The following is a 19,237-nucleotide window of genomic DNA, read 5'->3' on the forward strand; positions in this document are numbered from 1 at the left end:
AGCGCATGACCGATGTATCGACTCTGGCCCCGTTCCGCCTGGACGTGGACAGCGGGCCCGATCCCTCTCACTGCCTCTACTTCATCGAGATGGACCAGGTCGCCGACGTGTTCGAGGAGCACGGCGCCGAAGGCAACGGTCATGGTTGGGAGAGCCTGGCCGAGTCCCTGGTCCGCTCCCACCTGCCCAAGCACGTCGACAAGCTCCACTTCGGCTCGGAGGGTGACACCTTCGTCGTCACGGGACCCGACCTGGAAGCCCTCACCGAGCTGGCTGTCCTTCTGCACTCCGCCTTCCACGACCGTGAACTCCTCAGCCACTACATCCGGGCCGCCGACCCGCGCCTCCTCGACCGACCGCAGCCGTGAACGCGGCGGGCCGGTGGAACCCGCAGGACGGCCGTCCCGTGGCCTGTGTCGGCCTCCGCCCCTACCGAAAGGGCTCCGTGAGTCCTGATGGCCCACGACGGTGGGAACCACAAGAAGCACCCGGCGATATCCGTCCGCGCCCAACGGCTCCTGGACGGTGGCGGGTTCCACGTCACCGCCCTCGACGCGGCCGGTGTCCGTCGATGCCTCACCGGTCCTGCGGGCGGCGCCGTCCACCGCCCGCAGGAAAACGCCTGTCCCGGGCGGCAGCCGCTGGGTAGAGTGCGTCGCCGTGTCCCGTACCGTGCACCACGTCACCTACTCGGCCGCCACGAAGCGGCTCCCGAAGAGGCGTCTCCCCGCCGGGCCGGCCACCTCCTGGTGGCGCGTGGTCAGCGCGTGGGACCTGCGCTACCCCGCCGAGGCCGCCGTCGCCGCCGGGACGGCCGGGAGCCGCCGGGTCCCCGCCCAGGTACGCCGGCAGGTGGTCGTCCGCGAGCTCGTCCACGCGAACACGCACGATTCGACCGCCACTGACCGGCGGATCCACGAACGGCGCGCCCGGGCCGCCGAGCGCGCCGCCCTGCGCCGCGCCCTCGACGCGGCGGTCGCCGGTCCGCACGCCGACAGCGACGGCAGCAATGGCAGTGACGGCAGTGACGACACCGTGGTGCCGCCGACCCGGCACCGGCACCGGGTCCACTGGGAGGCGTAGCTCCCCCGTCCGTCGTCACGCCCCGTCCGTCGCGCCCCCGTCCGCCGCCTCCCGCCACGCCGCGGCGCGACCTGACGTACACCGAGAAGCCCACCGAATGGACCAACGGAGACGACGTTAACGGTTGCTAACATGAGCTTGCGCCCCGCCCGGAGCGCCGTGCGCCGAGGTAGCGAAGACGAGGAAGCCATGGCCGCCGAGCTCGAGGTCACCTACCAGGGGACCGTGTACCCGTGGCACTGCGACCACATGGGACACATGAACGTCATGTGGTACGTGGGCAAGTTCGACGAGGCGACCTGGCACCTCCTCGCGGGCCTCGGCATCACGCCCAGCTACCTGCGCGACCACAACCGCGGCATGGTCGCGGTGGACCAGCGGATCTCGTACCGGCAGGAGGTGCGGGCGGGCGACCTCGTCGTGGTCCGGTCGGCGGTCCTGGAGGTGCGCAGCAAGGTGATCCGTTTCGTCCACCGGATGGAGAACGCGGAGACCGGTGAGGTCGCTGCCGTCACGGTGCTGACCGGGGTGCATCTCGATCGGGAGACCCGGCGTTCCTGTGATCTGCCCGAGGAGCAGGTGGCCCGCGCGCGCAAGGCGCTGACCGACTACGACCCGGGCATCTGACCGCGGGGCCGGCCGCTGAGGGGACATTGTGGACCCGCTACTCGCCCGTTCGGGGGATCCGGATTGCTGCTCAGCCCCTTGGTGAGTGAATCGGTGGCCGATCCGGCGGAGGATTCGGGACCAGGGGGCGCACGCCCTCTCGCCGCCGCCAGGTGAAAGAAGGCACCGCATGCACCGGTTCCACCGGACCGAAGCCGGTCGGACCGAGGCCGCCCGGAGCGGGAATCCGGCCTGGACCCCGGCGTCGCCGCTCTCCGCCGAGCAGTTGAGGCGGCTCGGGGCGCACGGATCGGAACACCGCGCCGCCGCGGACCAGGTGCTCTTCGCGGCGGGCGACGCGGCCTACGACTTCTTCGTCGTCCTCGAAGGGGCGGCGGACGTCGTGGAGCGGTTCGGCGAGCCGGACGAGCGCCTTATCGCGTCGTACGGGCCGGCGGAGTTCCTGGGCGAGCTCGACATGCTGACGGGCGAGCGGGCCCGGTTCACCGGTGTGACCAGCGGCCCCGGCCGGGTGCTCCGGGTCCCGCTGGAGCGGATCCGCACGCTGGTGTCCCAGGACGCGGACCTCAGTGAGCACATCCTGCGGACGTTCCTCGCGCGCCGGGCCAACCTGGTGCGCAAGGGCGCCGGGCTGACGCTGATCGGCTCGCGGTACGACGAGCGGTGCCGGGCGCTCATGCAGGCATTCTCGGCCAACCGGATGGGCGTGACCTGGATCGATCTGGAGGAGCAGCCCGACGCCGAGGCGCTGTTGCGGGAGCTGCGGGTGCCCGTGGCGGACCTGCCGATCGTCCTGGTGCCCGGCCGTCCGCTGCTGCGCAATCCGCTGCCCGCCGATGTCGCCGCCGAGTTCGGGGAGCCGCCGGCCGGCCCGGGTGGCGACGGCGGCCGGGACTCCTGCGACCTGCTGGTGGTCGGCGGCGGCCCGGGCGGCCTGGCGGCGGCGGTGTACGGGGCGTCGGAGGGGCTGCGGACCGTGCTCCTCGATGCGGCCGCGTTCGGCGGGCAGGCCGGCACGTCGTCGAGGATCGAGAACTACCTCGGCTTCCCGGCCGGGCTCTCCGGCGCCGAACTGGCCGCCCGCGGGGTGATCCAGGCGACGAAGTTCGGGGTCGGTCTGCACCGCAACGCCCGCGCCACCGCGTTCGCGAGCGACCGGGGCCTGCACACCGTCACCTGCGAGGACGGACGGTCGTTCAGCGCACGTGACGTCATCGTCGCCACCGGGGCCCGCTACCGGCGGCTGGCCGTCCCCGGCGTCGAGGCCTGGGAGGGCAACGGCGTCCACTACGCGGCCACGGTCGCCGAGGCCGCGAACGCGGCCGGGCGGCCGGTCGCGGTGATCGGCGGCGCGAACTCGGCGGGCCAGGCGGCCGTGTTCCTGGCCCGGACCTCGGATCCGGTGCACCTGCTGGTCCGTGGCGAGGACCTCGACCACTCCATGTCGCGGTACCTGATCGACGCCATCGCCTCGAACCCGCGGATCCGGGTGCGGCTCCGCACGGAGGCCGTCGGCCTCACGGCGGACTCCTCGGTCACCGGCCTGGAGGTCGTCGACCGTGCCACGGGCCGGCGCTCCGCGCTGGCGGTCGCCGCGGTCTTCGTGTTCATCGGCGCGACCCCCTGCACGGACTGGCTGGACGGCCGACTGGCCACGGACGCAAAGGGTTTCGTCCTCACCGGGCACGACCTGGACACCGGTCCGGACACCGGCCTGACGGGCCGTCGCGCGCCGCTGCCGTTCGAGACGAGCGTCCCCGGGGTGTTCTGCGTCGGCGACGTGCGGAGCGGAAGCGTCAAACGCGTCGCGACGGCGGTCGGTGAGGGCTCCGCGGCGGTCCGGCTGGTCTTCGATCGGCGTCGGGCCGACGGGACGGGCCTCCTCTGCCCGTAGCCGCTCCCCCGCGTTGCACGGCGTCAGCGGCCCGGTCCGGCGCTCGCCCGTCGCTCAGTACCCGGCGAGCCAGCCGACCCTGCGCAGCGTCGGCACCAGCCGGGTGAGGACGTAGGCGAGAACGGGGGTGTAGGTGTCGTCGGCATCGAAGTGAATCTCGTGCTCACCCCGGCCGGGCTCCCCCGATCGGGGATCCACCGGGGAAGCCAGGCTGACTCCCGAGGCACCGAGAAGCTGTGCGAACCAGGCCGCGTTGCAGGCGGTGACGAGCTCCTGAACGGTGACGGACCGCCGACGGCGTGGCCGATCCCTGCTGTCGTCCGGGACGGCGAGGTAGGCCAGGATTCGGCGGCGGTCGGCGTTCACCGGATGGATGCCGGCGCGCTCGCGATTGAACAGCTGGGTGAGACGGGCCGGCATCTCGGGCAGCGTCTCGGTGCGGTGCAGGACGACATCGCGCTCGCCGTTGGTCCAGGCGGTGTCGCGAACGACGAGCGAGGGTCGACCGGGTATCTCCAGATCCCAGCACGTCACCGAGCCCGTGCTTGTCTCACCACGGCAGGTTCGACCGTCGACGAAGAGTTGATCCGGGTGTTCCGCGAGCGTGAAGACCATGGGCAGACGGCCATCTCCGGGTTGCTGGTTGCTCAGAGTTGTTTGATCGTACTGCGCAGCCCGAACCACCGGCCCCGCTCCCGGAATACGGTCGGAACAGATCAAACTCGACATCCGAACCGACGCTTCGACCTCTCCGAACGCTGGTGTTCCGCTCCTCTGCAGCCTGCAAGGAACCTCACGATCTCGCTTCTCAGCGCAGGCGGCACATCGGCCTCGGCCAACTTCGAGACGATCAGGCAGACCTCCCTGCGGAGTTCGGGGAGCTCGTCCCAGATCCCCGCCTTCCTGGTGAGGACGGCGGTCAGTAGATCGCCCTCGTACATGTCGCCTTCCGCCATCGGGTCCGGGCCGAGGATCTCCACCGCCAATGGCAGAAGAGGGACGAGGCCGACGTCCTGCCCGATCAGCAGACGCAGGTCTTCGACGGTCAGCTCGCCGATCGGCTTGCCCCGGAGCTCGCGCACGGCCGCCATCAGCCGGGTCTCGTCCACCGACCGGACCGGCCGGCGGTGACGCTCGAGCTCGTCAAGAGAGCGGTCACGGTTCACAGGTCGAGTCATCGACCGGTCCTCCTCCGGCAGAGCGCAGTCGTTCAACGGTGGTCGTAGAGCCAGTCGCCCGGAATCCGGTCGCGCAGGCGGTCCAGGTCTGCTTCGGTGCGGCCGCGGGCCAGGACGGCCATGCCGTCGTCGACACGCAGGAGGACGTCCCGGCCGAGGAACCAGAGGCTCGCGGGCTCGTCCTCGCCGACAGGGTAGGCCGGGAACGACAGCTGGACGCAGAACTCCTCCAGCTCCTCGGCAGTGTTGTCATCGGCCTCCAGGAAGTCGCACGACCCACCACCGGCCTGCACGGCCTCGGACAGAACGATCTCGACGAAGCAGAGCGAGAGGCGTTCCAACCAGCTCTCCCACCGTTCGGCGGACTTGTCGGCGAGGTCCGCCCGGATGAACACCGCCGGATCGTCGTCCCGGAGGTCGTCGAGGAGAACTCCCCACGAGGAGGCTCCTTGGTTCTCGTGCCGGAAGACCAACGCCTCCTGGGCACTGTCGACATAGAGCTGCGCAGGACTCAGGAGCACGTCGTGGTTGCTGGTGAGGTCCCGGCGGCGCCCGAGGACCAGATACGCCTCACGCATCGCCACCGGGAGACGGAGGCCGAGCCGCTCCTCCGCGGCGACCAGATCGTCCTCCGCTCACCCGTCGCCGTCTCCAACGGGGCCACCCAGTGGGCGGCGAAGTCCGTGATGAAGCTCCACGCACCGCTGCGGCTCTCAATGCCCGCGGCGAGAGCCCCGGCAAGATCGAACTCGTCTGTCATGCCAGGACCATATCCGCGCGCGCTCCCCGCCTCCGTGCGGCCCCCCAGGAGACGAGCGGCGGCCCGGGGCCGGGCTCAGGGGCGGGCGGCGTGGACGTGGGCGGCGGAGAGGTGGAGCTCGTACGGGAGGCAGCAGTCGGAGCAGAGGGTCGCAACGAAGGTTCCGCAGGCGCACAGCTGGTTCATGCCGCCGTCCGGGGTCGCGCCGCAGCAGGCGGCGGAGGCATGCCGCAGTTCCAGGCCGCGGGCGTCGTCCGGGTTGATGACGATGTTGCCCCGCGGACCCTGCGACACCAGCGGTTTGCCGTCGGCGTTCCAGCGGCCGCCGTGGCGTGGCATCACCGGCCCGGGTACCTCGGCGACCACGAAGGGCGCGCCGTACGGCTCCGGCTCGATCGCGTAGTGGCCGGACGGCACGGTCGCGGGCGAGGGGCCCCGCTCGTCGGTCTCCCACCATGCGTGGTACGGCGCCTCGGGGACCGCCGGCATCCGCGTGAGCGGCCGCGTCAGTGCGGCGCCGCAGGTGGCACAGGCGAATACCACCGGCCCGTCGGCCTGCCCGCGTTCCGGACCGCCGCCGCCGTCTCCGTGCTCCCACCGTTCGCCCATCCGCCGACAGTACGCGGCGCACTCCCGCACCGGCCTGCCACCCCCGCCCGGAACCGGACCGGCGGCCGGAGGCTACGGGAGGCACGGGAGCTACCGGGCGTGGCCCGCCTCGCGTCCTGCGGCTGCGATCCGGTCGCGGCAGCGCCGTGGACCCGACGGCGCTCGCCGAGGATCTGCACCTGCCCCCATCGGCCGCCGACCGGGCCGAGCCGCGGTGGGAACGGCATCGAGCGCCGCACCAGGGCCGGCCGCGGTTGTCCGCCGCGCCGCCCGGTCTCCCCGCGGCCATACCGTCGCGCCTTTCCGGCCGCACGGCCCCGTACGCACGACGGCGCCCCGCTCCGGGCCTCTGGAGGCCGGGCGGGGCGTCGGCTGCGGCTTACCGGGGCGGCCGGGGCGGCGGGCTACAGGGCCTTCGCCGCGTCGCGGATCACGTCGAGGACGAAGTCCGGGTGGGACAGCATCGGGACGTGGCTGCTGTCGACGTCGTAGGTCTTCGCGCCCATCCGCTCGGCCGCGAAGCGCTCCAGGTCGGGGTTCACGGTGCGGTCGTTGTTGGCGACGATGTACCAGCTGGGCTTGGTGCGCCAGGCGGTACCCGGCACCTGCTGGTCGAACAGGTCGGCGACCGGCACCGCACCCGTCGCCAGCACCAGCTTCTGCTCGGCCTCCGGGAGGTCCCCGCAGAAGTCCGGAACGCCCGAGGCCTTGAGCCACAGGCGGCCGTCGGCGACCTCGATGTGCTGGAAGACCGGCGTGGTGGCGAACTGCGCCTGGTGCTGCTGCGAGGTCTCGTCCTCGTCCGGGCCGAGCGCGGCGATGTACACCAGCGCGCCGACCCGGTCGTGGGTGCCCGCCTTGGTGATCAGCGTGCCGCCGTACGAGTGGCCGACGAGCACGATCGGCCCGGGGACGTGGTTGAGCGTGAAGTTCACGCACGCGACGTCGCTCTCCAGGGAGTTGAGGCCGTGCTGCGAGGCGAAGACCTCGTGCCCCTCGGCCTGGAGCGTCGGGATGAGCTTGCTGAAGCACGACCCGTCGGCCCAGAGCCCGTGGGCGAAGACGATGCTTGGCTTGCCCGCCATGATGGTTCCTCCTCCGTGAAGACCTGCACGTCGCGCAGCGTCGGATCCCCCCTGGGCGGCCGGGATCGGCCCGAGGCCGATCGTCCCCCAGTCCGTGCGCTTCGGACGGACGGCGCGCCCCAGGGCCGCGAGATACCCGCACCCGTTCGGCGACCTCGAGGTCCGCTCCGGGACGGTCCGCTTCGGGTGCCCGGTACACCGGTGCCCGGCGCGGGCCCCGCAAGCGGCCGTTCTTCGCGGCCGGGTTCGCGGATGACGCGCCGCCGGGGTCCTTGGCGGCCTGACCGGGCCGTGTCAGGATCCGGCCTGAGGGGGCATCGGTCCGGTCCGAGAGAGCTGGGAGAACCCCCATGACCTGTACGAGTGCGGACCTCCGCCGCCCCACGCCCCGTCAGTGGTTGGTCGCCACGGCTGCGGTGCTCTGCACGGGGGTTGCCGCGGTTCTTCCGAGCGGGGCGGCACACGCGACACCGGGTCCGGAGGGGCATCCGTCCGGGCGGGCGGGAACCTTGGATCCGCGGTTCGGCACCGGTGGGATCGTTGCCACCGCGACGGCGCCCGGCGCGGGCAGCGACTTCCAGAACGGGCTGGCCGTAGACCAGCAGGGCCGGATCCTGGTCTCCGGCTCCTCCGACCTCGGCGAGGCCGGAGGCGGGACACAGTGGCGGATCTCCCGCTACCTGCCCGACGGCGCGCCGGACCCGAGCTTCGGCACCGGCGGTACCGTCCTCACCCCGATGTCGGCCGCGGGCGGTGACGGTGACGAGAACATCTGGCGGCTCGCCGTCCAGCCCGACGGAAGGATCGTCGCCACCGGGCATGCCGTGACGGCGGCCGGCGACGAGGACTGGGCCCTCGCGCGCTACCTGCCCGACGGGACCCTCGACCCGTCCTTCGGGAACGGCGGCCGGGTCTACACCTCGCTCGGCCCCGGGGACGACGAGCCCGGGAACCTCGTGGTACTGCCGGACGGACGGATCACGGTCGCCGGCTACACCGCGACGGGCCCGGACACCGCGACGCGCGACTGGGCGCTCGCCCGGTATCTGCCCGACGGCACCCTCGACCCGTCCTTCGGATGCTCCGGCGGCCGGCCCGGCATCGTGGTGACCGATGTCGGCGGACAGCGCGACCAGCTCAAGGGCATGACGCTCGATCGCCACGGCCGGATCGTGGTGGCGGGCTCGGCCACCCTCGGCGGCGACGCGGGCGGCACCAGCTTCGCGGTCGGCCGCTACCTGCCGGACGGAAGCCTCGACGCGTCGTTCGGCGCGGGCGCCGTCCTGCCGGGCGTGGTGGTCACCCCGGTCGCCGCCGGCGACGCGCTCGACCTCGCAGAGGCCGTGGCACTGGACCGGCACGGCCGACTGGTGGCCGGCGGATCCGCCGACACCGGCGGCCCGTTCGATCTGGCACTGGTCCGCTACACGCCGGACGGTGCGCTCGACCCGTCCTTCGGCACCGGGGGCACGGTGCTGACCAACGTCGGCCCGGGCGACACCGACGACGACCTGGAGGGCCTGGTCGTCCAGCCGGACGGCCGGATCGTGGTCGGCGGCAGCGTCGCCGCTTCCGAGTTCCTCGTGGACAGCAACTTCCTGGTCGGCCGATACCTGGAGGACGGAACTCCCGACCCGGGTTTCGGGACCGGCGGATTCACGGTCACCCCGGCCGGCACCGCCGGTGGCGACAACGAGGTCTACGACATCGCGTTGGCCGGTCACGGCGGGCTGATCGCCGCAGGGGAATGCGACCGCGGCGCCTCCGGCCGCGACGTCTGCGTGGCCCGCTATCTGCTCGGCTGACACCACGTCCGGCAGCGGTCGCGTTCGCCCGGCCCGGCCGGATGGGCGGAGAGGGCAGGATTCGAACCTGCGCGGGCCCTCGCGGACCCTGCTCGGCCGTTGCCGGCCAGGCACCCGATGAACCGCTCCGGGCACCTCTCCCAGTCCCGGGAGCCCGTTCTCCGGGACCCCCTGACGTGCCATCAGCATGCCCCACCCGCCTGACCGGATGCTGACGCCCCACTGACGCCCCACTGATTCCCACTGATTCCCACTGAGGCCCGCTGAGGCCCGCCGATCCCCGACGGATCCGCCCCTCGCCCGAACGGATGCCCTGCTGCACGGCACACTGGGCGGATGACCTCCTCCTCACTGCCCCGTGCCACCCCGCCGGAGACCGCCGGCAGTCTCGCGGACGCGCTGTGCCGCGCGGCCGCCCGACTGGGCCTCGACCTGCCCGCGCCGGAGGAGCAGTGGGAGCGCAGGGCGGATTACGGGACCGCCGACGGTCGCCGCGTGATCGTGCGTGACTTCCGGGACGTGCGTGGCTACTGGGTGCAGTGCTGCCTGCGGAACGCCTGGCTCGCCTCCGGATCCACCACGGACCTCGACGCCGTCGTCAGGTGCGCAGCCGCCTGGTCGAGCGGGATCGGCCTCGAGGCGACCCGGGCCGCTGCCTCGTTCATCGGGTTCGAGGACTGGGCCCTCGCCCACGAGCGCGAGCCGTTCGACCGGGTCGAGCTGGCCTGGTGGCACCTGATCGACGCGGTCCGCCGGTCCCCGTTCACGTGGGGCCGCGGCCCGCATGCCCGCAGCCGGCTCGCGCTCCTGGAGGCGGCGCACGCCCGGCCGGAACTCCGCCGGCTCAGGCCGGTCACCAGCCATTACCTGCTCTGGTTCTCCTCCAGCCCGGAGCTCCCGTACGCCCGGGTCGGCTACTCGATCGATCCGCTCCGCGACGGGCGCTACCTCGTCCGGGACCGGGGTGAGGAAGTCGCCCACACCAGCAGTCCCGAGGAGGCGGTCGCGCTCGCGGTGGCCTCGCTCCCGGAGGGCACCGGCCCGGCCCGCTGACCCGCCTGCCCCGCGGCGCGGGACGGCGAGGGCGTCGAGCCGGGTGCCGGAGTGCGGCGAAACGGGGGCGGAGTGTCGGTGCCCCGGCCTAGCGTGGGGTGCTCGGGTCCTCGGGTACTCGAGTGCTCGGGCGGGACGTCGGGGGGCGGAGGGGTGGAGATGGGCAACCACATCAGTGGCGGGGTGTTCTTCGGAACGGTGATCCAGGGGCAGCGGATCCAGCTCACGCTGCCGCGGGAGATCACGCCCGCGCTGAGCGGGCTGCCCGAGCGGACCCCGTCGTTCTCCGGGCGCGAGGACGAACTTGCGCGGATCGTCGGGGAGTTGGACGAGCACCCGGTGGTGACGATCGTCGGTATGCCCGGGGTCGGCAAGACCGAGCTGGCGGTCCAGGCCGCCTGGCGGGCGTGGAAGGACGAGGGCCGCTTCCCCGGCGGCGTGCTGATCATCGATCTTCAGGGCTACAACGACCGGCTGCGGCTGCCGGTCGAGCGGGCGCTCGCCCAGCTGCTGGGCGCGCTCGGCGTGCCGGACGACGAGCACCTGCCGACGGACGCGCAGGGGCTGACCAGGCTCTACCGCTCGGTGCTGGCCGCGTACGCCGAGCAGGAGCGCCGGCTGCTCGTCGTGGTGGACAACACCTCGGGCGAGGAGCAGGCCAGGCCGCTGCTGCCGACCGGCGGGTACCACGCCGCGCTGGTGACCTCCCGGCACAGCCTGGTGCTCGGCGAGGCGCGGACGGTGCTGCGTCCGCTGGCGGTGGACGCGGCGGTCGAGCTGGTGCGGCGGGTGCTGGGCGAGGCCGACGGGCGGGTCGCCGGGGACCGCGTCTCGGCCGAGCGGATCGCCGATCTGTGCGGGCAGCTGCCGCTCGCGCTGTGGATCTCGGCGGCCCTGCTGGCCGACCTCCCGGTGATGCCGCTGGCCGCGTTCGCCGCGCAGCTGGCCGAGGCGCACCGCCGGCTCGACACGCTGGCCCGGGAGGACCGTACCGTCCGTGCCGCCTTCGACCTCTCGTACGGGCGGCTCCGGCCCGAACAGGCGAGGCTGTTCCGGCTGTTGGCGCTCAACGCGGGGCCGGACGTGTCCACCGAGGCGGCCGGCCGGCTCGCGGACGCGGTGGCGGACCGGTGGCTGGAGTCGCTGGCCCGGGCGCACCTGCTCGAGGCCCCGCGGTGGGGGCGCTGGCGCTTCCACGACCTGGTGCGGATCTACGCCGAGGAGCTGGCGGCGGCCGATGCGGGCGAGGATCTCGCCGAGGCGGAGCAGCGGCTCGACGCGTACTACGTGGAGACGGCGGCGGCTGCCGCGCTCAACCTCAACGACCTGGTCGCGCTGAGCAACGACGGCCCGCTCTCCCGGTACGTGGGCAGCCTGGACGGCGGGATCGCCTGGCTGGACGAGGAGTACGCCAACCTGCTGGCCACCACCGTGCGGGCTCAGGCCGCCGGGCACCAGGGGTTGTCGGCCGTGCTGCCCACCGTGGTGGGCGGCTACCTGCGGCTGCGGCGGATGCTGCCGCAGTGGACCGCGGTGCTGCAGCGGTCGGTGACGGACAGTGAGGCGCTCGGCGATGCGGAGCTCACCGGCGTGGTCCTCGACCTCCTCGGTCTCGCGCTCCAGGAGGAGGGCCGCCTGGCCGAGGCGGAGGCCGCGGCGCGTCGGGCGGCGAAGTGCTTCCGGAAGGCGCGTGAGGGGTTCCGGGAGAACGTCGCGCTGGGGCATCTCGGCAGGGCGCTCGCCCGGCAGGGCCGCTACGAGGAAGCCGTCGAGATCCTCCGGCCGGCCGTGGACCGCCTGGCCGGGGAGGGCGGGAGGATGCCCAGCCGGGCGCACGCCCTGAAGGACCTCGGCGAGGTGCTGCTGCAGTTGGGGCGGTACGAGGAGGCCGCCGCGTTCTGCGCGGAGGCCGCGAACTGCTTCTGGGAGCCGATCGGCGACGAGATCTCGGAGGCTGAGGCGCGGCTGGGCGAGGGCGCCGCGCTGCTCGCCCTCGGCGATCCGCTGATGAGCACGGTGGCGTTCCAGCGGGCGGGTGAGCTGTTCCGTCCGCACGAGATCCTGGTGGGGCTGGCCGCCACGCTGAACGGTTACGGGTGCGCGCTGTGGCAGCTCGGCCACCGGGACCGGGCGGTCGAGCTGCTGCGCGAGGCGGTCGGCCTCGCGGAGGAGGCGGGCGATGCCGGTCTGCGGGCCGATGTGGTCGGCAACCTGGCCGACGCGTACACGGCTCTCGGCCTGACGGAGGAGGCGGCCCGGCTGGCTCCGGCGCACCCCGCGCCCGCCCTCCCACAGCCGTCCGGGGCCCCGGGGCCCGCCCCTGCCGAGGGCGGCGGGTGGTGGCGCCGCTTCGGGCGGACGTCCCGCCGCCGCTGAGCGGAGCGCCCGGGGTGCCGCTCAGCGGAACGCCCGGGTGCTGCGGGGCGGGCGGGTCGGCCGTCAGCGGCCGAGTGCTCGGCGGACCGTCAGTCCGTGGTGGTCGCGCAGCCGGCGCAGTTCCCACCACGAGAGGGCCGTGACGGTGACGGGGGCCCCGAGGATGAACGCCATGCGGGCTCCCGCCGGGACCTGGGGGTAGGCCCCCGTGGTCAGGTCCAGCAGCGCCATCTCCCACACCAGGATCCCGGCGAGGACCGGCGGCACCACCTCGTGGATGTCGGCGGTGCGGAAGACGTGGACGAGCGAGAGGCCGATGCCGTAGAGCGCGAAGCAGACCGACCACGCGAACAGGACCCCGATGGCGATCTTCCCCGGTAGTCCGACGGCGTCCCGCAGCCCGGCCAGTTCCGGCGCCATCGCGAGGGCGGAGGTGCCCATCGAGCCCATGATGGCCGCCACCGCGCCGATCGGACGCAGGACGCGTCGCAGGTAGACCCGCCGCAGTCCGCCCCGCGCGGCCGCCACGAAGGCGCCGACCACCACGGGGAAGGTGCAGACCAGTACCAGGACGCTGGTCCAGCTCTGGTCGAGGCGGTCGTCCGCCGCGGCCTTGACGTCGTCCGCGCTGACGAGGGCGTGGTAGGTGATCATCAGGCCGACCCAGGCGGCGACCCCGAGCACGGTCCGCCACAGTTGGAGCCTGCGGACCGACGGGTCGTCCACGACACCGGGACGCGAAGGGCGGAAGGTCCGCCGGGCGGCGTAGAACGGGTTGCGGATGCCGCGCAGGATCTTCCGCGCCCGTGACGGCTCGACGGGCGGTGGCGGGACCGGTAGGCCCGGCGGGCCCGGCGGGTAGGGCTGCGCGTACGGGTACCCCTGCGGCGGGACCGGCGGTCCGTACGGATGGCCCTGCGGCGGCCCGTACCCGGGCGGCGCATACGGCGGCGCGTACGGCGGCGCGTACGGAAGCCCGGACTGCGGCCCGTACCCGGGCCCCGGCGGCGGGGCCGCGGCGCCGGGGGCGGGCCACCCCGCGGGTGGCCGGTCGCCGCCCGCTCCCGCTCCCGGATCGCCGTACCCGCCGTACCCGCCGTACCCGCTCCCGCCGTAGCCGCTCACGCTGCGTACCCCCGTTGCCCTGCACCGTCGATGCCACGCATGGTAGTCGGATGCGAACCAACGGTGGGTGATTCAACCTCCTCTCCTGCCCGACCGGGTTCTTGAGCCTCGGTCAGTCCCACCAGAACGACCACTGGTGGGAGCCCACCAGTTCTTCGGCGTAGGCGGTCAGGGTGCCGGTGCCCTGGAGGGCCAGGTCCGGGCAGAAGGCGGTGTGCTCGGCCGCGACCGGGAGCGCGTCGGCGAGCGTGGCGGGCGGCACGGGAACGCTCAACTCCAGGGTGTCGAAGCCGACTCCGACCACCTGGGCGCCGAACCGGCGCTCCCAGTCGGCGAGCACGGCGGCGATCTTCCCGGTGTCGTCCTCGTGGTTCATCGGGCCGCCCCATCCGCACACGGCCAGCGCGTGCGCGCCGCTCCGGGCCGGGACCAGGCCGAGCCGGACCTCCTTGACGGACTGCAGGACGTCGGCCAGGCCGCGCGCCTCGGCGTCCGCCGCGCCGGCGGGCACGGCCACGGCAGGGGCGGCACCGGGCGGGGTCCGGCCGTAGGGGGCCAGGGCGTCGGCGTGCTCGGTCTCGTCCCAGGGGTACTCGTCGTCCTCCCCGTCCCCCTCCCACCAGGTACGCAGCAGGGCGGCCGGGTCGTAGAGGTCGGGTTCGGAGGCGTAGCCCGGGACCAGCTCGCCGGACAGCCAGGGGCGGAACTCCGGACCGGCCGCCAGCGGCTCGAGCAGCAGCGGCCACAGTCCGGTCCCGGGGTACGCGGCGTGCAGTCGTGCCCACAGGCCGGGGGTGGCGGGGGCGTCGCTGATCCACAGCAGCGGTTCCGGCCGGTCCGGGTCCGCGCCGCCGGCCAGCCGTCCGGGCGGCAGGGGGACGGGCAGGACCGCGAGGGCGCGGGCGAGGTCCAGGTGCTGGGTCATGTGGGCACCGTAGGGGCGGGGTACGACAGCGGCGCACGGCCGGAGCGGCCGCTCCCCGCGGGTGCCCGGCGCTCGAAGGCGCCCGCGGGGAGCGGTCGGGGCTCAGGCGGTGCCGAGTGCGCCGCGCAGGACGGTGACGGCCTGGGTGATGGCGGCGTCGGCGGCCTGGGTGCCGCGCAGGGCGTTGAGCATCACGAAGTCGTGGATGATGCCCTGGTAGCGGGTGGCGATGACCGGGACGCCGGCGGCGCGGAGGTTGGCGGCGTAGGCCTCGCCCTCGTCGCGCAGCACGTCGGCCTCGGCGGTGATGACCAGCGCCGGCGGCAGGCCGGTGAGCTGGTCGGTGGTGGCGCGCAGCGGGCTGGCGGTGATGTCGGCGCGCTGGGCGGGGTCGGTGGTGTACTGGTCCCAGAACCACTGCATGGCGTCGCGGCGCAGGAAGTAGCCCTCGGCGAACTGGTGGTAGGACGGCGTGTCGAAGGCGGCGTCGGTGACCGGGTAGAACAGCACCTGCTGGACGAGCGGGACGTCGCCGCGTTCCTTGGCCATCAGGGTGAGGGCGGCGGTCATGTTGCCGCCGACGCTGTCCCCGGCGACGGCGATGCGGCCGGCGTCCAGGCCGTTGGCGGCGCCGTCGGTGACGATCCATCGGGCGACGGCGTAGTTCTGCTCGATGGCGACCGGGTAGCGGGCCTCGGGCGACAGGTCGTACTCGGGGAAGACGACGGCCGCGCGGGCGCCGGTGGCGAGTTCGCGGACCAGGCGGTCGTGGGTGTGGGCGTTGCCGAAGACCCAGCCGGCGCCGTGGATGTAGATGATCACGGGCAGGGTTCCGGTGGCGCCGGCCGGCCTGACGATGCGGGCGCGGACGCTGCCGGTCGGGCCGCCGGGGACGGTGATCCACTCCTCGTCGACGGCGGGCTTGTCGGCCTCGCCGGACTGGACCTCGTCGACGGCCTTGCGGCCCTCGGCCGGCGGGATCTGGAACAGGTAGGGCGGGTTGGCGGTGGCTGCGGCGAACTCGGCTGCGGCGGTCTCCAGGACCGGGGTGGCGGGGGTGTGGTCGGACATGACGGTCTCCATCCTCCGGGCGGTGCGGGCTGCTTGCCCACGACCAGAAGACTATGACGCGATTACATTGTGCGCAAGGTACTTGCGTGCGTTGAAATCGCGCCACCGGTGGTCTACCCTCGGGGGCGTGCACCGGCGCGAACGCGCCGCGGCGCCCGCGACGCGAGGAGGAGGACCCGATGAACGGCCAGGAGAGCACCCCCGAGCCGCAGTTCTCCCCCCTCGTCGACGACCAGCTCTGCTTCGCCCTCTACGCGGCCTCCCGGGCGGTCACCGCCCGCTACCGGCCGCTCCTCGAGCCGCTCGGACTGACCTACCCGCAGTACCTGGTGCTGCTGGTGCTGTGGCAGGACGACACCGTCCCGATCAAGGACATCGGCTCCGCCCTGCAGCTGGACTACGGGACGCTCACCCCGCTGATCAAGCGCCTGGAGAGCGCCGGCCTGGTCCGCCGCGAACGCCGCCCCGACGACGAGCGCACCGTCCTGGTCAGCCTCACCGACCAGGGCCGTGACCTGCACACCCGGGCCCGGGGCATCCCGGCGGCGATGGGCGAGGCCATGGGCCTGACACCCGCCCAGTTCAACCAGGCCCGCACCCTGCTCCGCCAGCTGGCCGTCAACGTCGCCGACCCCGCGTAGGCGGCTCCCCGCCCCGCGAGGGGGAAACCGAGTCGGTCGGCCCGTCCCAACCGGGGCAAGGGCACCGATGGCACGTCCACCGACGGCCACGACCTGCGCCGGCCCCACAACGCGGGCCTCGGCTCCGCGACCACATCGGAGCGCTCGGCTCGCGGCACCGGCATGCCCGGGAGGCTCCGCCGACCTGAGCGGAACGACGAGAGCGTGATGTCCGGGGAACGCGGCCCAGACTGAGGCCGTCACCGAATGAGGCCGTCACCGAACTCGTATGATCTCGCGGTGAGGATCTGGACGGAGCACCCGGCCAAGACGGACGTCGAAGCGGTCGTTCGCCGCTACTTCGGCCTGCTCCGGGCCGGGAGGATCCCCGAGGGCGAACAGCTCATCGATCACCACCCGGTCCGTCATGTGCTCATGGCGCTGTGGGCCGGGTCCGTCGAGGCAGGCGCCGATGGGGACGAGGCGAGCAGAAGCCCTGGTGCCGACGGGTGGGAGCAGGATCTGTCCTGGCTCGGCGAACTGAGTCTCGCGGACTTCCGCTGGGGCCACACCGGCAGCCATGTCTCCGTCGGGATCTGCTACCGCGCGCAGATCCTCGAGGTGGCATTGGGTTTCTGGGTCAGGCCCACCGACGCCGGCTGGGTCATCACGGGACCGGCCACGTACTGGTAGGGCACCCGAAGGACAGCCCGGACCAGCCAGGCCACCCGATCAGTGGCCCCCGATCCCGCCGAAGCGGCCCCCGGACCCACCGAAGAACACCCGCCCCGGTCGAGCACACCACTGCCACGAACGGCCTGGCTCCCCCGACGAGATCGGGTTGCGGCCGAACGCGTTCACCGGATGGTGAGCGGGAGGCTGAGGACTCCGCGGTCGTGTCCGACGATCAGGTCCGGACCCGCGACGGCCAGACAGGTGAGCGACGCATCCAGGGCGATGTGCTGCACCTTGCCGGTCGCCGGTTCCCATATCCGCAGACGGTGACCGTGAAGGGTGCCGGTGACCAGGACCGTGCGCCCGCCCGGCAGGGTGGCGGCGGTGATGACCGGCAGGCCGGCGGTGCCGGTGGAGGCGGGCAGCCCGTCGCCGATCGGGGCACCGGTGGCCGGGTTCCACAGCATGACCGCGCCGCGGTTGTCTCCCGTGGCCAGCACGGTCCGGTCGGATGCGGGCACAGCCGCCACCACCGCCACACGGTGGTCGGCATCGGCGAGCGCACGTGCGCTCAGTTGCACTGCCGCGCCCGGCTCCCAGGGGTCCTCGACGGCCGGATCCCACACGTGGGCGCGGCCAGCGGTGTCCGCGGCCGCGATCAGCGTACGGCCGGCCGCGAGCGGGACGGCGGCGATCGACCGGATCGGACTGCCATAGGGGTTGAGGCGCCCGACGCATTCACCGGTGTCCGGATCCCACAGCCGGACCGCGCCTCGGGGGGTGGCGGTGACGAGCAGGGTGCGGCCGTCGGGGACGGTCGCGGCGCACATTCCGGTCACCCCGCCGGGCCAGTCGCCGGCCGGTTCGCGAACCGCCCTCCCGGTGACAGGGTTCCACACGGCGATCGTCCCGGTGTCGCCCCCGCTCGCCAGCAGGACGCGGCCGTCGGGCAGGGGCAGGGCCGTCATCGAGCGGATACGGTCGGGATGTCCTGCCAGCGGGTCGTGGACGAGCCGGCCGTCGGCCGCGTCCCACAGGCACACCACGCCGCTGTCCCCGGCGCCGGCCACGAGCGTCGGCCGGCCGGGGCGGGACACCACTGCCAGTGCATCGGCACCCCCGAACGAACCGGGCGCGGAATCGGAGAACACGGCGATCCGGCCCCAGGGAGTGCCGTCGGCCGCGAGCACCGCGTTCCCGTTCTGCCGGAACCGGGTCGCCGCTCCACCGGCTCGACCGGCCGTCACCGACTCCACCGGGTCGGCCGGCCCGTCGGCGTCCGTCGAAGCCTCCGTCGGACGCTGCCGGAGGTACGCGCCGTCGGGGTTCGCCACCAGGCCGTCGGCGATCGTCCAGGTCAGCTCGCAGTCCCAGCAGCGGAAGTGCCCGGTGAGCGCCATCAGTTGGCGGGCCCATTCCCTCCCGGCCCGCTGCGGGCTGCCCTTGACCGCGACCATAGCGGCGACCAGGCACAGGGCAGCCTGCCCGGGCGTTTCGCGGGGTACCCCGGCCGCCGCGACCTCGCGTCCCACCCGCAGGAAGGGCTCCCACCCCTCCCCCAGCGCCTCGTCCTGCAACGCTGCGGCGGCCTCGCCCCAGGGATGCCCTCCCGCACGGACGTGAAGGGGATCGGGCAACTCCGGAGCCTCGAACGGCGGGTGAACCGGGTCCACAAAGAAATCGGGGATCTCGGTGTCGCTCCCGCACCCGGGACAGACCACCTGAAGGCTGCTCTCCCGGGGATCGTGAAGCCGCCACAACGCTTCGCCCATGTGATGGCCGGCGAAGGCCAGGCAGGAGAGCACGAGGTGGGCGCAGACCTGTGCGGGAGCGCCGGCGGAGAGGAGGCTCCGGGTGGCCGCCCACTCGGCCGCCCGCAGTGCGGCGCTGAACCCCGCCTCGAGGTCGGCCGGGACGGGGGGCCTGTCCTCCGCGGTCACGATGCTTCCCAGGTCCACCCAGAAGTCCACGGACCGCCCCGGAGGCAGGGCCCCTACCGCCTCGACGAGATGAGGCAGGGCCGCGTAGGCGCCGTCGGAGACGGACCCGTCGTCCAGCAGACCACCGGCCAGGTAGGTCCAGGTCTCTCTCCACGCATCACCGTCCTCGGTGTCGGTCGCGGAGGCCAACTGCTCCAGGAGTGCTTTCACCTCCTCGGCCTTCACACCGTCCAGGTCACGCCAACGAGGGCTGTCCAAAGGCAGCTTCGGAATCATGGAACAAGTCTCGCAATCTGGACCGACAATCAGGGGTTCGGCGTCCGGCAGCCTCATGGGCAGGTCCCGCACAGGTGGCCGTCGATCGACGCCAGCAAGTCGCGGGCTGCCGCGCGCACGAGCGGGTCGTCGTCC

18 protein-coding genes and 1 tRNA gene are annotated in these 19,237 nt (G+C 73.3%); 9 read left to right on the top strand and 10 right to left on the bottom strand.

Translation table 11 applies throughout. From position 1 onward, the window contains the following. Window positions 1-5: 5 nt before the first annotated feature. The 4 genes from AC2TEW_RS16025 to AC2TEW_RS16040 all read left to right on the top strand — a co-directional run bounded on the left by AC2TEW_RS16025 (window position 6) and on the right by AC2TEW_RS16040 (window position 3,604). The gene (locus AC2TEW_RS16025; RefSeq protein ID WP_484624008.1) at window positions 6-368 is read left to right on the top strand and encodes an Imm51 family immunity protein; all 363 of its coding nucleotides are present in this window, start codon (window positions 6-8) and stop codon (window positions 366-368) included. Between the two features lie 292 nt (window positions 369-660). Continuing rightward, window positions 661-1,083, top strand: coding sequence for a hypothetical protein (locus tag AC2TEW_RS16030; RefSeq protein WP_484624009.1), 423 nt, complete (start codon window positions 661-663; stop codon window positions 1,081-1,083). Between the two features lie 189 nt (window positions 1,084-1,272). After that, window positions 1,273-1,710, top strand: coding sequence for an acyl-CoA thioesterase (locus AC2TEW_RS16035; protein ID WP_484624010.1), 438 nt, complete (start codon window positions 1,273-1,275; stop codon window positions 1,708-1,710). A gap of 169 nt (window positions 1,711-1,879) precedes the next feature. After that, a complete protein-coding gene (locus AC2TEW_RS16040) occupies window positions 1,880-3,604 on the top strand; it encodes an FAD-dependent oxidoreductase (RefSeq protein ID WP_484624011.1) in 1,725 nt (574 codons plus the stop codon). 54 nt (window positions 3,605-3,658) lie between these two features. Here AC2TEW_RS16040 and AC2TEW_RS16045 read toward each other — a convergent pair whose 3' ends face one another. The 5 genes from AC2TEW_RS16045 to AC2TEW_RS16065 all read right to left on the bottom strand — a co-directional run bounded on the left by AC2TEW_RS16045 (window position 3,659) and on the right by AC2TEW_RS16065 (window position 7,236). Next, window positions 3,659-4,333 carry a hypothetical protein gene (locus AC2TEW_RS16045; protein WP_484624012.1) on the bottom strand — a complete coding sequence of 225 codons (675 nt, stop codon included), beginning with the start codon at window positions 4,331-4,333 and terminating at the stop codon, window positions 3,659-3,661. After that, window positions 4,321-4,782 (bottom strand): contact-dependent growth inhibition system immunity protein, encoded by a 462-nt coding sequence (locus tag AC2TEW_RS16050; protein ID WP_484624013.1) that lies wholly within the window; start codon window positions 4,780-4,782, stop codon window positions 4,321-4,323. Before AC2TEW_RS16050 ends, AC2TEW_RS16045 begins: the two co-directional genes overlap by 13 nt. Window positions 4,783-4,814: 32 nt before the next feature. Beyond that, entirely contained in the window at window positions 4,815-5,360 is a 546-nt protein-coding gene (locus AC2TEW_RS16055) for an SMI1/KNR4 family protein (RefSeq protein WP_484624014.1), read from the bottom strand. Between the two features lie 257 nt (window positions 5,361-5,617). Further along, entirely contained in the window at window positions 5,618-6,151 is a 534-nt protein-coding gene (locus tag AC2TEW_RS16060; protein ID WP_484624015.1) for a hypothetical protein, read from the bottom strand. A gap of 404 nt (window positions 6,152-6,555) precedes the next feature. Next, window positions 6,556-7,236 carry an alpha/beta fold hydrolase gene (locus AC2TEW_RS16065; RefSeq protein WP_484624016.1) on the bottom strand — a complete coding sequence of 227 codons (681 nt, stop codon included), beginning with the start codon at window positions 7,234-7,236 and terminating at the stop codon, window positions 6,556-6,558. A gap of 509 nt (window positions 7,237-7,745) precedes the next feature. Between AC2TEW_RS16065 and AC2TEW_RS16070 the strand changes: the two genes are divergently transcribed. After that, entirely contained in the window at window positions 7,746-9,041 is a 1,296-nt protein-coding gene (locus AC2TEW_RS16070; RefSeq protein WP_484624017.1) for an NHL repeat-containing protein, read from the top strand. Between the two features lie 46 nt (window positions 9,042-9,087). Here the strand turns inward: AC2TEW_RS16070 and AC2TEW_RS16075 are convergent. Continuing rightward, a tRNA-Cys gene (locus AC2TEW_RS16075) sits at window positions 9,088-9,182 on the bottom strand. Window positions 9,183-9,377: 195 nt separating this feature from the next. Here AC2TEW_RS16075 and AC2TEW_RS16080 point away from each other — a divergent pair. Then, entirely contained in the window at window positions 9,378-10,094 is a 717-nt protein-coding gene (locus AC2TEW_RS16080; protein ID WP_484624018.1) for a DUF6193 family natural product biosynthesis protein, read from the top strand. Window positions 10,095-10,253: 159 nt separating this feature from the next. Then, a complete protein-coding gene (locus tag AC2TEW_RS16085) occupies window positions 10,254-12,470 on the top strand; it encodes a tetratricopeptide repeat protein (protein WP_484624019.1) in 2,217 nt (738 codons plus the stop codon). 63 nt (window positions 12,471-12,533) lie between these two features. On the opposite strand, the gene AC2TEW_RS16090 is transcribed toward AC2TEW_RS16085, so the two are convergent. From AC2TEW_RS16090 to AC2TEW_RS16100, 3 genes are all read right to left on the bottom strand, one after another. Next, window positions 12,534-13,595 (bottom strand): hypothetical protein, encoded by a 1,062-nt coding sequence (locus AC2TEW_RS16090; RefSeq protein WP_484624020.1) that lies wholly within the window; start codon window positions 13,593-13,595, stop codon window positions 12,534-12,536. A 112-nt stretch (window positions 13,596-13,707) separates the two neighbouring features. Beyond that, window positions 13,708-14,520: a DUF4253 domain-containing protein gene (locus AC2TEW_RS16095; protein WP_484624021.1), complete on the bottom strand. Its 813-nt coding sequence runs from the start codon at window positions 14,518-14,520 to the stop codon at window positions 13,708-13,710. Window positions 14,521-14,622: 102 nt separating this feature from the next. After that, on the bottom strand, window positions 14,623-15,591 hold the full coding sequence (locus AC2TEW_RS16100) for an alpha/beta hydrolase (RefSeq protein ID WP_484624022.1): 969 nt from the start codon (window positions 15,589-15,591) through the stop codon (window positions 14,623-14,625). A gap of 179 nt (window positions 15,592-15,770) precedes the next feature. On the opposite strand from AC2TEW_RS16100, the gene AC2TEW_RS16105 reads away from it, so the two are divergent. Then, entirely contained in the window at window positions 15,771-16,232 is a 462-nt protein-coding gene (locus tag AC2TEW_RS16105; protein ID WP_484624023.1) for a MarR family winged helix-turn-helix transcriptional regulator, read from the top strand. A 279-nt stretch (window positions 16,233-16,511) separates the two neighbouring features. After that, window positions 16,512-16,904 carry a hypothetical protein gene (locus tag AC2TEW_RS16110; RefSeq protein WP_484624024.1) on the top strand — a complete coding sequence of 131 codons (393 nt, stop codon included), beginning with the start codon at window positions 16,512-16,514 and terminating at the stop codon, window positions 16,902-16,904. Between the two features lie 164 nt (window positions 16,905-17,068). Here the strand turns inward: AC2TEW_RS16110 and AC2TEW_RS16115 are convergent, their stop codons facing one another. Beyond that, entirely contained in the window at window positions 17,069-19,159 is a 2,091-nt protein-coding gene (locus AC2TEW_RS16115; protein ID WP_484624025.1) for a WD40 repeat domain-containing protein, read from the bottom strand. Window positions 19,160-19,237: the final 78 nt, after the last annotated feature.

The organism is Kitasatospora sp. NEAU-CNBT7, assembly GCF_057220535.1.

Excerpts from the sequence above, each read along its gene's own strand:
- AC2TEW_RS16095 (WP_484624021.1), bottom strand. The coding sequence starts at position 14,520 with ATGACCCAGCACCTGGACCTCGCCCGCGCCCTCGCGGTCCTGCCCGTC.
- AC2TEW_RS16025 (WP_484624008.1), top strand. The coding sequence starts at position 6 with ATGACCGATGTATCGACTCTGGCCCCGTTCCGCCTGGACGTGGACAGC.
- AC2TEW_RS16035 (WP_484624010.1), top strand. The coding sequence starts at position 1,273 with ATGGCCGCCGAGCTCGAGGTCACCTACCAGGGGACCGTGTACCCGTGG.
- AC2TEW_RS16080 (WP_484624018.1), top strand. The coding sequence starts at position 9,378 with ATGACCTCCTCCTCACTGCCCCGTGCCACCCCGCCGGAGACCGCCGGC.
- AC2TEW_RS16040 (WP_484624011.1), top strand. The coding sequence starts at position 1,880 with ATGCACCGGTTCCACCGGACCGAAGCCGGTCGGACCGAGGCCGCCCGG.
- AC2TEW_RS16060 (WP_484624015.1), bottom strand. The coding sequence starts at position 6,151 with ATGGGCGAACGGTGGGAGCACGGAGACGGCGGCGGCGGTCCGGAACGC.
- AC2TEW_RS16055 (WP_484624014.1), bottom strand. The coding sequence starts at position 5,360 with ATGCGTGAGGCGTATCTGGTCCTCGGGCGCCGCCGGGACCTCACCAGC.
- AC2TEW_RS16085 (WP_484624019.1), top strand. The coding sequence starts at position 10,254 with ATGGGCAACCACATCAGTGGCGGGGTGTTCTTCGGAACGGTGATCCAG.
- AC2TEW_RS16105 (WP_484624023.1), top strand. The coding sequence starts at position 15,771 with ATGAACGGCCAGGAGAGCACCCCCGAGCCGCAGTTCTCCCCCCTCGTC.
- AC2TEW_RS16050 (WP_484624013.1), bottom strand. The coding sequence starts at position 4,782 with ATGACTCGACCTGTGAACCGTGACCGCTCTCTTGACGAGCTCGAGCGT.
- AC2TEW_RS16065 (WP_484624016.1), bottom strand. The coding sequence starts at position 7,236 with ATGGCGGGCAAGCCAAGCATCGTCTTCGCCCACGGGCTCTGGGCCGAC.
- AC2TEW_RS16100 (WP_484624022.1), bottom strand. The coding sequence starts at position 15,591 with ATGTCCGACCACACCCCCGCCACCCCGGTCCTGGAGACCGCCGCAGCC.
- AC2TEW_RS16115 (WP_484624025.1), bottom strand. The coding sequence starts at position 19,159 with ATGAGGCTGCCGGACGCCGAACCCCTGATTGTCGGTCCAGATTGCGAG.
- AC2TEW_RS16045 (WP_484624012.1), bottom strand. The coding sequence starts at position 4,333 with ATGTCGAGTTTGATCTGTTCCGACCGTATTCCGGGAGCGGGGCCGGTG.